This is a genomic window from Acidiplasma aeolicum (assembly GCF_001402945.1).
In the GTDB taxonomy this organism is placed as follows: Archaea; Thermoplasmatota; Thermoplasmata; order Thermoplasmatales; family Thermoplasmataceae; genus Acidiplasma; species Acidiplasma aeolicum.
Genome location: NZ_LKBG01000231.1, coordinates 26,045 through 40,359, shown reverse-complemented (window position 1 = coordinate 40,359; position 14,315 = coordinate 26,045). Strand labels below are relative to the sequence as shown.

The 14,315-nt window shown below is 34.5% G+C and carries 18 protein-coding genes; 9 read left to right on the top strand and 9 right to left on the bottom strand.

Annotation, left to right across the window (positions count from 1 at the left end):
• The 3 genes from AOG54_RS09945 to AOG54_RS05795 all read left to right on the top strand — a co-directional run.
• Nucleotides 1–323, top strand: a 323-nt coding sequence (locus tag AOG54_RS09945; RefSeq protein WP_084795516.1) for a DUF6015 family protein, incomplete at its 5' end; no start/stop codon positions are given.
• Between the two features lie 164 nt (nt 324–487).
• Nucleotides 488–1,246 carry a nicotinamide mononucleotide deamidase-related protein gene (locus tag AOG54_RS05800; RefSeq protein WP_048101518.1) on the top strand — a complete coding sequence of 253 codons (759 nt, stop codon included), beginning with the start codon at nt 488–490 and terminating at the stop codon, nt 1,244–1,246.
• Nucleotides 1,247–1,269: 23 nt separating this feature from the next.
• Nucleotides 1,270–1,746: a DUF2240 family protein gene (locus tag AOG54_RS05795; protein WP_055032532.1), complete on the top strand. Its 477-nt coding sequence runs from the start codon at nt 1,270–1,272 to the stop codon at nt 1,744–1,746.
• On the opposite strand, the gene AOG54_RS05790 is transcribed toward AOG54_RS05795, so the two are convergent.
• Genes AOG54_RS05790 through AOG54_RS05780 form a run of 3 tightly spaced genes read right to left on the bottom strand, consistent with a single transcriptional unit; the run spans nt 1,732 to nt 3,672 of the window.
• On the bottom strand, nt 1,732–2,790 hold the full coding sequence (locus AOG54_RS05790; RefSeq protein ID WP_055032531.1) for a N2,N2-dimethylguanosine tRNA methyltransferase: 1,059 nt from the start codon (nt 2,788–2,790) through the stop codon (nt 1,732–1,734). The two genes, AOG54_RS05795 and AOG54_RS05790, sit on opposite strands and share 15 nt — an antisense overlap.
• A complete protein-coding gene (locus AOG54_RS05785; RefSeq protein WP_048101521.1) occupies nt 2,768–3,313 on the bottom strand; it encodes an NTPase in 546 nt (181 codons plus the stop codon). The genes AOG54_RS05790 and AOG54_RS05785 overlap by 23 nt, the downstream gene beginning before the upstream one ends.
• 2 nt (nt 3,314–3,315) lie before the next feature.
• Complete coding sequence (locus AOG54_RS05780) at nt 3,316–3,672, bottom strand: dihydroneopterin aldolase family protein (RefSeq protein ID WP_055032530.1); 357 nt, start codon at nt 3,670–3,672, stop codon at nt 3,316–3,318.
• A gap of 111 nt (nt 3,673–3,783) precedes the next feature.
• Between AOG54_RS05780 and AOG54_RS05775 the strand changes: the two genes are divergently transcribed.
• The 6 genes from AOG54_RS05775 to purQ all read left to right on the top strand — a co-directional run bounded on the left by AOG54_RS05775 (nt 3,784) and on the right by purQ (nt 8,583).
• Nucleotides 3,784–4,599, top strand: a complete 816-nt coding sequence (locus AOG54_RS05775) for a UbiA family prenyltransferase (protein ID WP_055032529.1) — start codon at nt 3,784–3,786, stop codon at nt 4,597–4,599.
• Nucleotides 4,596–5,327, top strand: a complete 732-nt coding sequence (locus AOG54_RS05770; protein WP_082180448.1) for a geranylgeranylglyceryl/heptaprenylglyceryl phosphate synthase — start codon at nt 4,596–4,598, stop codon at nt 5,325–5,327. The genes AOG54_RS05775 and AOG54_RS05770 overlap by 4 nt, the downstream gene beginning before the upstream one ends.
• Nucleotides 5,328–5,337: 10 nt before the next feature.
• The gene (locus tag AOG54_RS05765; protein WP_048101821.1) at nt 5,338–6,324 is read left to right on the top strand and encodes an NAD(P)/FAD-dependent oxidoreductase; all 987 of its coding nucleotides are present in this window, start codon (nt 5,338–5,340) and stop codon (nt 6,322–6,324) included.
• A 119-nt stretch (nt 6,325–6,443) separates the two neighbouring features.
• A complete protein-coding gene (gene fbp, locus AOG54_RS05760) occupies nt 6,444–7,589 on the top strand; it encodes a fructose-1,6-bisphosphate aldolase/phosphatase (protein WP_054964215.1) in 1,146 nt (381 codons plus the stop codon).
• 66 nt (nt 7,590–7,655) lie between these two features.
• Entirely contained in the window at nt 7,656–7,805 is a 150-nt protein-coding gene (locus tag AOG54_RS05755) for a 50S ribosomal protein L40e (RefSeq protein ID WP_048101525.1), read from the top strand.
• Nucleotides 7,795–8,583 carry a phosphoribosylformylglycinamidine synthase subunit PurQ gene (purQ, locus tag AOG54_RS05750; RefSeq protein ID WP_082180449.1) on the top strand — a complete coding sequence of 263 codons (789 nt, stop codon included), beginning with the start codon at nt 7,795–7,797 and terminating at the stop codon, nt 8,581–8,583. The genes AOG54_RS05755 and purQ overlap by 11 nt, the downstream gene beginning before the upstream one ends.
• On the opposite strand, the gene AOG54_RS05745 is transcribed toward purQ, so the two are convergent.
• From AOG54_RS05745 to AOG54_RS05720, 6 genes are all read right to left on the bottom strand, one after another.
• Complete coding sequence (locus AOG54_RS05745) at nt 8,572–9,135, bottom strand: AAA family ATPase (RefSeq protein WP_054964214.1); 564 nt, start codon at nt 9,133–9,135, stop codon at nt 8,572–8,574. The genes purQ and AOG54_RS05745 overlap by 12 nt on opposite strands.
• A gap of 3 nt (nt 9,136–9,138) precedes the next feature.
• Nucleotides 9,139–9,429: a hypothetical protein gene (locus AOG54_RS05740; protein ID WP_048101527.1), complete on the bottom strand. Its 291-nt coding sequence runs from the start codon at nt 9,427–9,429 to the stop codon at nt 9,139–9,141.
• 36 nt (nt 9,430–9,465) lie between these two features.
• On the bottom strand, nt 9,466–10,728 hold the full coding sequence (locus AOG54_RS05735) for an ORC1-type DNA replication protein (RefSeq protein WP_054964213.1): 1,263 nt from the start codon (nt 10,726–10,728) through the stop codon (nt 9,466–9,468).
• Nucleotides 10,729–10,820: 92 nt separating this feature from the next.
• The gene (locus AOG54_RS05730; protein ID WP_236689077.1) at nt 10,821–12,134 is read right to left on the bottom strand and encodes a bifunctional folylpolyglutamate synthase/dihydrofolate synthase; all 1,314 of its coding nucleotides are present in this window, start codon (nt 12,132–12,134) and stop codon (nt 10,821–10,823) included.
• Nucleotides 12,124–12,735, bottom strand: a complete 612-nt coding sequence (locus AOG54_RS05725) for a TenA family protein (protein ID WP_048101529.1) — start codon at nt 12,733–12,735, stop codon at nt 12,124–12,126. The genes AOG54_RS05730 and AOG54_RS05725 overlap by 11 nt, the downstream gene beginning before the upstream one ends.
• A gap of 30 nt (nt 12,736–12,765) precedes the next feature.
• Nucleotides 12,766–14,205: a family 1 glycosylhydrolase gene (locus tag AOG54_RS05720; protein ID WP_054964212.1), complete on the bottom strand. Its 1,440-nt coding sequence runs from the start codon at nt 14,203–14,205 to the stop codon at nt 12,766–12,768.
• Between the last annotated feature and the right edge of the window lie 110 nt (nt 14,206–14,315).

Here is a 14,315-nt window from a genome sequence, read left to right as displayed (position 1 = left end):
TGGACAACATATATGGTAAAAAGGGCATGTCCAGCAGGGATGTGGAGGATCTATGCGATTTTATATTATCATTTTTCGGTTATGACGATTATGTACTGGACAATGTGCTATCACCATCAGAACGTGATGTTTTTTATAATCTAGAGGAAAGCGGCATACTTTCAACGCACAGGGAGGAAATATCCATAATAAAGGGAAAAACATGGAGGATAAATCAGTGGTATATAGACTCGGAAAAAATAAAAAAAATAGCAAATGAAAGGGACGATAATAAAAAGGAAGAAAATATATATGATTCAATTTTCAAGAACATGCAGCAATAGGGCATATTTAATCTGTGGAATGTCATCTCTTATTCAGGCAAATTAATTAAAATATTCAATTTTGACATACTGGTATGTACAATGGTATCAGATGGCAGAATTTATTTATTTTATACCCCAATGAATTTACTATACAATTATATATTTTATTATAATAATAATTTATGAAGGCTGTTATAATTACAATAGGCAATGAAATTTTGAAGGGGAGGACAGTTAATACAAATTTTTCATTTATAGGCAAGCTGCTTACATTTTCTGGATATAATGTATCACTCGGCATTATAGTTCCAGACAATCTCGATGCAATAGCAGCTGCATTCAGAAATGCTGCCGCCTATGGTGATCTTATTATATCATCCGGAGGTCTAGGACCAACCTATGATGATATGACATTAACTGGTTTTGCAAGGGCATTTAACCTTAATTTAAAGCTTAATGAAACTGCATTTAACATGATAAAAAATAAATTTGATAAGATAACCCCTGAAAGAGAGAAAATGGCAATAATTCCTGAGGGGTCAATACCACTTAAAAATGATGCTGGCACGGCCCCCGGAGTGTACATGGAAATTGATAATAAAAAGTACATTATACTTCCAGGGGTTCCCAGGGAGGTTGAATCAATAATGAACAACTTTATTGAGAAAATAAGAATAAAAAATTATGTTTATCTTGACGAATCCTTTACCGTAAATGGAATTATGGAAAGCTCCCTGGCACCGTATATAAAAAATTTGATGAAAGATTATGGTGATATGGTTTATATAAAGACACACCCAAAGGGCAATGAGATTAAATCGCCGGTTCTTGAAATTGAGGTATCCGCATCAGGCAATGATAAAAATATGGTTCAGGAAACCATAAAAAATGTAATAAACATGATAAAAAGGGATATAGATATTTTACAGGATAAACATTAATAAAATAATATTATTATCATATAATGAATAAGGACGATGCCAGAAAATTAATTGCCATAGTGGCAGCCAAAAAACTGGAGGGCTACACAAAAAACGATTTTTTAACATCATTATCATTTAAAAGGGCTTTAATACCCCCAGATTTAATAGACAGGTTTATAGAGGGCTGTTTAAAAGATAAACTTCTTGTGGAAAAAAATGGAAAGTATGTACCAAATTTTAACTCCGATGGTGTAATAGTTCCACTGGATTTTACCGTTGACCCTGACAGGCTTTTCATGGATTCCGGTGAAAGACCATTGATAGACAGGCTTCTTGATACGGCGGCTTCATCAGGCAGAATGACAAAAAAGGAGGCAATTGTGCGTGCAAAGGAACTCATCAAAAATATGAGGTACATAGATATTGAAACTGCAATTATTACAGTATTATCAGACAATAATATAGATGTAAGACAGTTTGTCCTTGAAAAGGAAAAGAACATCTTAAGAAATCAATAGTTCTGGTAAATCCCTTAGATCTGCATCGGCCTTTATGCCGGTATCTGAAAACTGTGTCCGGCCGGCCCTTATATTATTATCATTCAGTATTCTTATGGCGTCCTCCATTTTTATTGAATTAATCTTTTTTGCCCTAAATATATCAGGAAGATTTAAGAACATTAATGATAAATCATCATTTTTCATTCTGTCCAGAATTTTAAGGTACTCTGAGTCAGGGCTGTCAATTCTTATAAGGCTGTTAAAATCAATACCGTGAATGTGGCCAAGCCACAATGGCCCCTCATCCATATCCATGTATATATCTGATATTGATTTATTCTTATTTATTTTACCTATATATGCCAGTGCCTCATCTGCCTTATTTGCTGATGAGTATATTTTAAAAATTATTCTATAATAATGAGAGTGCCACAATGAAATTAAGGGAAAGGCACCTTTATCTTGTGCAGCAGCAGCCCTGACAAAACTGGCTATGAGAAGCCTGATTCCGGACTCGTGCCTGTATGCATCATTGTTTATATATGCATTATATCTCCTTAAGGTTTTTTGTGGCATTGATCCTGTTAGGGCTGTTAAATCAGTTGCTGTAATACCTATATATCCCCTGTTTTTTACTGCCATGATTGCATCGCCAATATATGGTATTACAGACCCATATGGATCAATATCTATGTAATCAAAAAGGTATTTATTTATAACACATCTAAAGTCTGCATTAATTACCTCTGGGTCTTCACCATTTAATAGGGCATTCTGATTAATAATGTCAAAGGATTCACGGTTTAATTCAGTTATCACTGTTTTAATCCCAGCCTCCTTTAGAAAACGGATCCCACGGACCCCGGTTCCGCCAAATGCATCCAGGGCCAGGCGTGGCTTAAATGTTTTAAGAAATGATAATGTAATATCCCTGTTTAATTTCTGTGATGCATTATAAAACCCGGACTGTGCTGTGCCCGGGCCCTTAAGATTATAATTTAATGGAACCCTTAATTGTACTGCACCCTCATGTATTAATTTAAATTGATTCTTCCTCTCCATTAAGCACCTTAACTATTTTAAATGGAAGTATATTTTTATTTATTGGTGTTATATCAAAGACCCTGACGCTCTCATATGCCCTGAACTCCTGTAACACGGGATTTCTTGATTTTTTATGAAGCGTTATGATAATTTCTTTTTCCGATTTCATTACCTTTTCTATTTCATTTTTTATATTTTTAGTAGCATTTTCTATCTTTCCAAGTTCATCAATAACTATTATATCTGCCTCCTCAAGGGCCTTTTCAAGAGATGGTATCAGGAGCTCCTCAAGGGCCTTTGTATCAACACCCAGCTTGTCCACCTTTACCCTTGATACAAGGTCATACCTTGCAAATTCTATTTTTTTCTTTGTAAGTATATCAGTAATAAAATAACTGTATAATTTACCATGCTCAGATTTTTCAGACATGAGGGTGCCCTCAATAACCTTGCCATCATTCTGAAGCATTTCCATAACCTTTGCCAGCGCCTCACTTTTTATGGAGCCAACCGGCCCTGTTATACCAACCTTTATTCCCATATTTATTCCTCCAGATACATTAGCGGATAATTTAAATCCCTTAAATATTTCATTTTTGCCCTTGCAGTGCTGCCGTTATAATTCACAGTCAGGTCGACCTCAAGCATGGTACCGTTTAAAGATTTATAATTGAATTTAGTATCATTTTCTGCATTTAGATTTATTTTTACTTTTACATTTTCCACAAAGGGCTGTAACATTGTAGCGCTTTCTATTGCCTTCTGGATATATTCAATGTTTGATTCATTTACCGGAATGCCTGTATACTGATGATATATGGCGCCAAGTTTTATCCCGGCCTCAAATATGGCTCTTTCCCGATCTGTGCACTTAAAATATTTTGATGCCGGGTCATTCATTGAATAGTAATTACATTAAATATAATAAATGTTATTTTTTATATATTAGTTACATGTTAAAATAAATAAGAGCATAATAAAATATTTCATATAGTTAGGCATAACCATTAAATGAATCCATGGATAAGGATATTAAGACCTGTTAACGCTTTAATGGGATTTTTTTCAATATATATTATCGGATTTATAGCTGTAAATGTTATGTTTTATAAATTTTTGGTACCACTAACACTTGGGGCAATAAGTGTATTCCTCGTAACAGGTGCCGGGAATATTATAAATGATATAAGTGATCTCAACACAGATAAGATTAATCACCCTGACAGGCCATTGCCATCTGGAAAAATTACAAGGCAATCTGCACTGATCGTGTCTATTATAATTTTTGTCATTGCAATAATTGTATCATCATTTATATCATATAAAATATCGCTTATAGTTTTTATTGCAGAAATGCTTCTGGTAAGTTATGAGTTTAAAACCAAAAAACTTGGACTGACAGGAAATTTTACCATAAGCCTCCTGATAGGCATGATTTTTTTATTTGGTGGTGTAATAACAGATTCATTACTAAAAATGACACTTCTTTTTTTGCTAGCATTTTTTTCAAATTTTTCAAGGGAAATTATGAAGGACATAGAGGATATAAAGGGAGATCAGGACAGAATGACATTCCCAAAAAAATATGGTATAGGGAATGCCAAAATATTATCCACTGTTTTTGTTGGAATAACAGTATCAATATCTGCTGTTCCATATCTTATTAAAATTCTTTCTGTGTACTATTTATATGCAGTTATTATAGATGACTTTATATTTATATACAGTGTGGTTATAATGAGAAAAAGTGTATCAGAGGGTCAAAAGGTGTCTAAAATAGCCATGATATTCGGCATGTTTTCATTCCTCCTGGGTGGTATTAATTGAGCGTTTATTCAGAAATACTTGAAAAATTAAAAAGCAAAAAGGTGCATATGACATTAATAGATCCCGCCTCACAAAATGTTGAAAAGGCAGTAAGTATTGCACAGAAGGCTGATAAGGCTGGAACAGATTTTTTTATGATAGGCGGGTCTACAAAGGTTTATCCAGCATTAATTGACAAAACAATTGAAGAAATTAAAAAGGTAACAGATAAAAAAATAATAATATTCCCTGGTTCCAGTGAGAGCATAAGCAAGAAGGCCGATGCCATTTATTATATGATGCTGATGAATTCCCAGAGCAATGAATTCTTAATTGGCCATCAGGTAAGGTCATCAATAATACTTAAAAAACTTGGTATTGAAACAATTTCAATGGGATATTTGATCTTTGACCCGGGCATGACTGTTGGGCGTGTTGGAAATGCCATGCTTATAAAAAGGGATGATGAAATGACAGCACTTTCCTATGCACTGGCCGCAGAGATGTTTGGATTTAAATTGCTTTACCTTGAATCGGGTTCTGGTTCACCAACACATGTTTCTGAAAATGTAATATCAAGGATTAAAAGGGAGGTTAAAATTCCGTTAATAGTTGGTGGTGGCATCAGGGATTATGAATCCGCCCATGATGTTTTATCTGCCGGTGCGGATATAATAGTTACAGGTACAGTTATAGAAAAATCTGTGGATGTATACCAGACATTAAAAGAAATTATTAATGCTTTCTGATTTACCGTTTATGGAAAAAATTGTAATTATTGGTGGAGGCATAGCGGGCGTGGCCGCGAAAACTTATAACAGGGATGCCATGCTTGTTGAAAAATCTGAATTAATGACTGTATTTCCAAGGTTAATTGATGTTGCCTCGGGCATGGATCAAAAATTTGCTGTAATAAAAAGAAATGCAGATGTATATGATGAGGTTATGGATATAGATTTTAAAAATAGGAAGGTGATTACAAAAAAAAGAAAAATTGGATACGATAAGTTAATAGTTGCTCTTGGAAAATCACAGAATTATTCATTTTTAAAGGGTAAACAGTACATATACCCAATGGCCCAGCTCAGTGATGCCATTAAATTGAGAGATTCAATTAAGAATGCAAAAAATCTTACAATAATAGGCGGCGGCTACTTGGGTGTCGAACTTGCAGGGTCGTTACATGGAGTGAATATAAAAATAATAGAGGCGGGAAAAAGATTATTGCAGGGCTTAAAGAATGAGTATCATGAAATAGCCTTAAAAAAACTTTCTGAACTCGGTGTTGATGTTCTTTTTAACACAAAGGTTATTGAGGTTAAAAAAGATTCCATAATTACCGATGCTGGTGATTTTAAATCTGATGTTTCTGTTTTTGCAGGAGGGCTCACTGGAAATTTACTGCTTAATGATCTTGACATAACAACCCTAAATTCAAAAATTGTTGTTGATAGTTATTTAAGATCTGTTGATTATGATGATGTTTATGCATGCGGTGATTCCATGGCCATTAAAAACACATTCACACCCATGTCTGCAATTATAGCAAGGTCATCAGGCATAAGGGCCATGGCAAATGCAATGGGTGAGGATTTGGAATATAAGCCGAATAATTTTGCAAACATTATAAGAGTTGGCAATTATTATTTCGGTGATTTTTTTAATTACCGTGTTAATGGCTTCATTGCAAGAATGATAAAGGAATCCGGCATTGCCATCAGCATTAATTATGCAAAAATGCTATAAAATATAATTAAAGTTTTTTAGTATTTTTTTATAAATGGGAAAATGCACTGAATATTTATTTAAAAACAGTTACGATTTATAACAAAAAATTTAATAAGTATGTTAACAATATATTAAGCATGAAGACAACCATATCACATATAAAGGCAGATATTGGAAGCTTACCAGGGCACACTGTTGTATATGAGCCGGTGGTTAATGCTGTTGATAAATACATAAAGGAAAATGGGGAATCTCTTATTTCTGATTACCATATATCACATATAGGTGATGACATACAGATAACCATGGTACATAAAATGGGTGCTGATAACCCTGAAATACATGAACTCGCATGGAACGCCTTCAAGGCCGGTACAGAGGTGGCAAAGGAGGCGGGCTTGTATGGTGCCGGTCAGGACTTGCTAAAGGATGCATTTTCAGGAAATATAAAGGGCATGGGGCCAGGAGTCGCAGAACTCGAAATTACACCAAGAAAGGCAGAGCCATTCATAGTTTACATGATGGATAAGACAGAGCCTGGAGCATTTAATTACCCAATATATAAAATGTTTGGGGATCCTTTTAACACCCCGGGTTTGGTAATAGACCCGAATATGCACATGGGATTCAAATTTGAGGTCTGGGATATATACAACGGAAAGAAGGTAATAATGTCCCTGCCTGAGGATACATATGATCTCCTTGCACTTATAGGTTCAAAGGGGAAATATGTAATTAAAAGGGTATTTACAAAGGAAACACACAGCAAGCTCCCGGACGAAAATGTTGCAGTTATAACCACTGATAAATTATCATTTATAGCCGGTGAATACGTGGGAAAGGATGACCCAGCGGGCATAGTGAGAATACAGTCCGGTCTTCCTGCATCAGGTGAGGCACTTGAACCATTTGCAAACTCATATCTTGTATCAGGCTGGATGCGTGGATCATTTAATGGACCCATAATGCCTGTTGGATTAAATAACTCAATGATGACCAGATTTGATGGTCCACCAAGGGTTGCTGCCATGGGCTTTGTGTTAAAGGATGGAAAGCTTCATGGGCCTGTAGATATGTTTAACGATGTTGCATTTGACTTTGCAAGAACAGAGGCCCTTCAGATGGCAAACTACATAAGGAAGATGGGCGTATTTGAGCCTCATAGGCTTCCTGATGAGGACATGGAATATACAGCACTTCCAAGAATACTTGAAAAACTTGCACCCAGATTTAAGAACATAGAGGATAAGGGTGCAAAGAGTGAAATGAAGCTTGAAAGATAAAAATAACTTTTTTAAATTTTTATAACAAAGTTAAAATATTCTTTTTTGATTAAGCCTTGTGATTTTATGCCTTTTCCAGAAGCAGTAGAGAGAAGATTAAATAAAAAGATATGCATGAGATGCTACGCAAGGAACTCAATAAGGGCCGAAAGATGCAGAAAATGCGGTTATACCGGTCTTAGAGTTAAATCAAAGGAGATAAAAAGTGCAAAGTGACGGTTTAAGGGCAGGAGTCCTCAGAATGGAGGGGACAAATAACGAGGAGGAAGCATATTTATCCCTCCAGCGTTCTGGCTTTATACCGGATTACATACATATTTTCGATTTAAATTCAGGTAGAAAAAATCTTCTGGATTATGATGTTTTATTAATACCGGGTGGATTCTCTGCCGGTGATTATATCAGGGCGGGTGCCATATTTGCCGCGAGGCTAAGGGCATATATAAGAGACCTCCAGAAATTTAATGATTTAAACAGGGTAATTCTTGGAATATGTAATGGATTTCAGGTTCTTAGTGAGCTTGGCATGCTTCCTGATACAGGAAATAAAATGGAAAGATCCATGGTTCTGGCAGTAAATGAATCCAACAGGTTTGAATGCAGGTATACATATTTTAATTACACATCCAGAAATAAAATATTTGAAAGTGCATTTAGGGACAGGATAATGCAGGTTCCTGTGGCACATCTTGAGGGACGCGTTTTATTCAAAAATGAAAATATACTTGATGAGGTTTTACAAAATGATCAGATATTATTTAAGTACACAAATCCTGATGGAACCGGATCAGGATATCCATGGAATCCCAATGGCTCGGTAATGGACATAGCCGGAATATCAAACGAAAATGGCAATGTAATAGGTCTGATGCCACATCCCGAACGTGTTTACTATAATTTTCAGATGATGCCTGACGGCCATGTGCATGAAAAAGGTACAGGTGAATATTTTTTTAAGGCCATATATAATTACACAAAAAAATTATTTGACTAGTTTTTTCTTTATTTCAGAGTGCCTGTTTATAATATCATTCAATAGAATTCCTACATTTTTATGATATTCATCAAGGGTTGAATCATTTACAATCATGTAATCTGCAAGTGATATTACCTTGCCTATGCCCCATGACAGCTCCCTGCTATCCCTCTTTCGAAGGCCCTCCTGACTTTTAACATCATCCTCGCGGTCACGTTTAAGGATTCTTTCAAGCCTCTCTGATTCATTTGCAAATACAGCTATAACTATTATATTATCAAAATGCTTTTTAAAATATTCAAGCTCCTCACAATTTCTTAAACCATCAACTATTGTTATGTCCGGTTCCCTAATGTCCTCGGCTGTTCTTTTTGCCCATATGTCCATGCCAAAACGCTGACGCTCTGCTGATGCATACTTACCTATTGATGAATCATCCTGCTTAATATTATTTTTTAATGCATATTTTTTCACAGTATTGCCCATGTGGACATCCACAAAGCCCATGGATCTGGCAACCTTAACAAATTCATCCTTGCCGGCACCCGGCATGCCAGTAATAATTAACATTTTTCATCCAAAAATAAATCCCATGCCTTCCTTTGAATTGTTTTCGTCCTCCTTTATTTTCTCATAAATTTTTTCGGCCTTTTTCCCGCCAATTTCTTCAGATTTTCCATTGAGTATTGAATTTACCCTCTCAAAAATATCTGGAGAACCCTCAATCAAAAGTATATATGATGAATCATATCCAAATTCTGCGCCATCCTTGTACTGAACTGATTGCCTGCCAAGAACATCATCGTTAAGAACCTCGTCTATAATATTTCTGTTTTCCTTTGAGATTTCGAATACCTTAAACATGATTGTATATTGTCATATGTTTATTAAAAATTTTCATTATTTATTATTGTTCTCATTTAACCCGTCGAAATATGAGTCGAAGTTGGTTCTCAGTTTGGTCTGCTTAACTATTTTGGAACCCTGGAAGTTTATAAATGCCGGATCTTCCATAATGTATGATTTTATATTTTCTATGGACCCCATAACACGAATAAATTTGGTTCTACCATATCTCCCAAGGCTTCTGGTATTTGTTGAGAGAAGGCCAAGGTCCTCAAGGTCAGTTAAAAGATCGGATATTCTTCTCATTGTTAATGGTTGAAAACCAAGCTCGGTGCTAATGTTTTTGTAATTTTCATATATTTCACCGGTCACTGTAAGATCTGAGTCTGTTTCCTGTGTTAATGCTGCACTTAAAAGTACCATTTTTGAATGTATTGGCAGGGTTTTTATTGATTCCTTTAATATATTCATCTCAAATTTATCCCTGGCACGGTATACATCATCTGCTGTTACCAGATCCCTACCCTCCCTGAGTGCATTCTCTATGGCTATTCTTAACAAATCTATGGATTTTCTGGCATCTCCATGTTCCTGTGCACCAAGTGCGGCACATAAATTAATGGCAGAATCATCTATAAATTCCCTTTTAATAATCCCGGATACCCTAAAATTGAGTATATCCCTTAGTTCAATTGCATTGTATGGCGGGAATATTATGCTCTCCTGATTAAGCCTGCTCTGGACCCGGGCATCAAGCCTGTTAACAAATGATGAGTCATTTGTAATTCCTATAATCGATGCGTTAACCTCAGATATAACCTTAAGTATAACATAAAGTGCATCACTGCCATTTTTCTGGATTAATTTATCTATTTCATCAAGTATTATTATTGTATATTTTCCTGATTTTTTTAATCTTCTAATTAATTCAAAATAAACGCGATCCAGTGGAAGTCCAAGAGAGGGCACCTGTGTTTCACCAATATTTATTGAGTTTATTATATTTATAAGTATGGAATACTGTGAATCATAGATTTCACAGTTTATATAAATTGAGTTTAAATTTCCTGAAACAGCCTCGGAGAGCATTGATGTAACATACAATGTTGAGGATGTTTTTCCTGATCCGGATTTTCCATATATAAGTATATTTGATGCAATTCCCCCGTTAATAATTGAGCTTAGTATTTTTGCAATTTCATTTATCTGCTTTTCCCTGTGTGGAAAGTTGTCGGGTATATATGAACTGCTTAATTTTTTAAGGTCGCCTATAACGTAATCGCTTGTTTTACTGTATTTAATAAAAGGGTTGTCCATAAATATCAGCTAATAAAATAGCTATGTATTGGATATACAAAAATATTTTTTAACTGGGTTAGTTACTGACTGTTTTATCTATTTATTTATTCTTAGATAAATGGTACTGCCGGTGAACCTATATATTTTTTTAAAAATCCGACAAGATACATAGATCCAGTCACAAGTATATAGTCTGATGATTTAATGGCATATTCATATGCCATAACAGGGTCATCAATAACAGTGATGTTCTTAAACAGATTGCCTGATAATTCTCTGAGGGTCTGGGGTGGTATTGCCCTTTCTGGTTCATCAGGCGTTGTAAATATAACACTGTCTGATAAACGGCTCATGACAGAAAGGTATGAGAAAACATCCTTGTCTGAGAGCATGCCTATAACAAGTAAAGGTTTTTTACCTATGATTTTTGTGTATGATTCAACAAGTGCATTTGCAGCTGGCGGGTTATGTGCGGAATCAAAAATAACCAGCGGATGGCTGTCAACAATCTCGAACCGGCCGGGCCATCTGCTTTCATATATTCCCCTTTCAACTGTATTTATATCTGGAGGATTTTCAAGTGAATTCACGGCTGCTATTGCAGTGCAGATATTTTTAACCTGAAACAGCCCTGAATTTTTTGCGTCTATATTATAGCTGCCATCAGGAGTAACTGCAGTAAATTTTATTTTTTCCATATCATATTCAAGATCTTTAACAGTGCAGTATTCAGATACACGGATTAATTTTGATTTTCTCACTGCTGCAAGTTTTTTAATCTCGGCCACAACCTCGGGCTTGTCGTCAAGCAGTACAACAGGTTTTGTTTCCTTAATTATTCCGCCCTTTTCATATGCAATTGATGTTAATGAGCAGCCAAGTATTCTGTAATGCTCATAGCCTATCTGGGCTATCACACTTACCTCGGGATTTATTATATTTGTGGAATCCAGACGCCCCCCAAGGCCAACCTCAACTGAAGCATAATCTGCATGCCTGTCTGAAAAATATTTAAATGCCATAACCGTTGTGGTCTCAAAAAAGGTTGGATTTCTGTATTCTTTTGCCATCTCCTCTATATAATTTTTGTTATTATCAACAAATTTTTTTATATATTCATCAGTGATTAATTCGCGGTTAAATACAATTCTTTCATTAAAATCTATTAAATGTGGTGATGTGTAAAGTCCTGTATTATTTTTCTGCCTCAATATATTATAAATGTATGATGAAATTGAACCCTTTCCATTTGTTCCCGCTATGTGTATGCTTCTGTAATTATCCTGAGGGTTGCCATTATATTCCGCAAACAGCCTTGTGGCTGTTAAATCCAGTTTAATTCCATTTCTCTTTAAATTATATAGATAATTAAGAGTATCTTCAATCATCCAGTGGTTAATGCCAAAGCCATATTTATATTCCATTATAACTGCATATCCAGTAATTTAATTCATATAATAATCCAAATTTAAAGATGTTTTTCTGCATCCCGGTTAATTCCAGATCTTTTAGTATATCAAAGTATTTTGCCGTGATTTTTATATAACCATCAGATTTATAAAAGTCAAACCAGAATGAGTATTTATCAGATTTAACATTTGAATTTTCCGCTATGTACTCATAGGACCACTGGCATGGAAGCATTGACAGCATGCCGTTATAATCTGAATCCTCTGACCATCTTATTAAATGATTTATATAAGAATATGTTGTATAATTAATTAAATCCTCAGTTATATTTTCCTTTTTTATTCCAAATTTATCCAGCATTTGAAGATGAAACACCGGTTCATCGGAACCTATTGCATCATAGAGTTCTATAATGCCATTGTTCTTTGTATTATTTTTTATTTTTGTTCCGGCCTCCTTATAATATTTTAAATATATGTCATCCTGAATAAGGTAATATTTGAATTTATCATCACTTAATGACCCATCCTGCATCTCCAGCACAAATTTTGCATTCATTATATTTTTTATTATGCCCTTTATTTCATCTGTTTTAATGTATTCTATGATGTTCATAATTAATAAGTTAAAGATTATATTTATTTTTTATTCATATGCACGGTATTTTTCATCCTCTATCCCATTATTTTTTGCCACATTTGAGTATAAATCCATGGACCCTGTATCCTTAAAGTTTATGTTATCATTTAAAATCCCATATTTATATGAAAAACCATGTGCCCATTCATAGGTATCTGTAAGCGATCTGTAAAAATATCCTTTTAAATTTATATGATAATCTTTAACTGCCTGATGCAGGGCTATTAATGTATGTTTAATGAAATCGCATCTTTTATCATCTGATTCTGTTGCAATACCGTTTTCCGTTATTATTACGGGTTTTCTGTATGTATTATATATTTCGGATGCCACATATTTAATTCCGTCAGGATGGATTTCATGGAAATCATCGCTGCAGTTAGTGCATGGTATAAAGGCAAACCGGTATCTTATATCAACACCCTCATTCTGCACATACCTTACTGGAATGCTTCCATAATATGATATGCCTATAAAATCCGTACCGTTGAATTCATATGGCCTTGATTCCTTAAACTCACCTGTAAGGTTCATGTCAAAATTTCCATAAAGTGCTGAATTTATAAATAAATTATAATAAAGATATTTGACAAAATTTACCATGAATATATTATTATCATTATCCATTTCCTGTGTAAAATATGGAACCTCCATGGTTAATCCAGCGGGCTTATTAATTGATTTTTTTATGGCAAGGTATGCCAGATTATGTGCATAGGCCATATTACGGTATGCCTCCATTAAAAGTGAAAAATCTGAAAGCCCCGGTGGATATCCCTCAATATTGCCATATAAATAGCTGTTTATTGCAAAATAATTTGGCCGGTTCATCGTGTTAAAATAATCAATATAACTGCCAAACCTTTTTGAAATGTAATATGAGTATTTTCCAAATTCTAGAACTGTATTCTTATTAAGCCATCCCTTATTCTTTGAATTATGTAAATTCCTGTTGCATTCAACAGGGTCATGAATCCACAATGGTAATGTTCCATCCCATAATGTAACAATTATTCTGATATTTTTTGACCTTATATATTTAAAAATTGACTCATAATGTTCAAGGCTTTTTCTATCTGCCCTGATATCCAGCATTTTATATAAATTATCATCAAATTCTGCTGAATACACATCGCCTGAGGAGTTTGATTTATAATTAATCTCAACATTTTCTGTGCTTTCTGGAAATATTCTTGACCATTCAATCCCGATTTTTACAGAGTTTAATCCAGCATTTACAATTTTATCTATATATTTCCTAAAATTATTCCAGAAATCCGGGCCATTACCTATTCCACCTGAAACATAATTCATATTTTCCATGGTTTTATCAGTGGACCATTTATACCAGTCCGTGTTAACAGCCATGGAATCATTACCCTGATCGTTCTGAAATGAATTTATGGAAAAACCCAGCATAAAATCATTAACAAATTTTCTTAACATAAAATCTGATTATTTATTATAATTTAAATTTTAACTTTAAAGTGTTAAGTCTCCTTCCATTGGGATATGGGGATGCAAAGTTTTATAGTATATATTATTCTATATTTATA